The organism is Chryseolinea sp. H1M3-3 (genome assembly GCF_029360725.1).
Classification (GTDB): domain Bacteria; phylum Bacteroidota; class Bacteroidia; order Cytophagales; family Cyclobacteriaceae; genus Chryseolinea.
Genome location: NZ_JARKMY010000017.1, coordinates 1 through 826, shown reverse-complemented (window position 1 = coordinate 826; position 826 = coordinate 1). Strand labels below are relative to the sequence as shown.

Sequence of the window (826 nt, the reverse complement as noted above, 5' to 3'; positions counted from 1 at the left end):
TAAGCAAATGTACGTGTCTGTTCCAGGCCTGTCAAGGCTGGTAACGAGCGAATGATTTGTGATTTTATTTTTAAAGGAATCATTCGGCCTTGACATTCCTTCCACATACACTGTGTCGCGCTGCTTATCAGTTGAACAGGACGAAGCCTGCTTCCATTTTTGCTGCGGTGTAATTTTGCCTAGTGATCTGTGTTTGCGTTTGTAGTTATACCATTCCATATATTGCTCCATGTGCATCTTAGCTTCGTAAAAACTAGCAAACTCAAAGCGATCAATTAGTTCACGTTGCAGGATGCTGTGGAATGCTTCTATGTAAGAGTTTTCTTCTGGAGTTGCTACGTGTGTAAATTCTTGTCGTGCTTCTAACTGTGTAAGAAATTGCCTTACCTGATTGGCTATAAATTGTGATCCATTATCGTTACGTATCATAACACCTTGTAGATTATAACACTGGTGCAACCATTTAAACATACTGATGACATCCATTTTACGAACACTCTTCTGCAGAATCCAATGTAAAATCTTACGACTAAACACATCCATAATTGATAGAAGATAATACCAGCGCCCATCACCCTGTACCCATATATATTTAATATCAAGGCACAAATATTCCATAGGCCTGGAAGATTGTATTTTCCGAAACTGTACCCATGTTCTTTTTCCGCTACATTTAATAACCTTACCCATAAGAAGATTATTTTCATTCATCAGGCGATAGGTTTTCTTTCTGTTTATATCGTATCCAAGAAGCCGCAGTTCATCGTTCACCATATCATAACCGTAGGCGTTATAAGGATCACTAATCACTCCTTTGATGTCTTGG

The 826-nt window shown here is 38.7% G+C and carries 1 protein-coding gene; it reads right to left on the bottom strand.

Annotation, left to right across the window (positions count from 1 at the left end; translation table 11 throughout):
• Positions 1-826, bottom strand: an 826-nt coding sequence (locus P2W71_RS23995) for an IS3 family transposase (RefSeq protein ID WP_276373953.1), incomplete at both ends; no start/stop codon positions are given.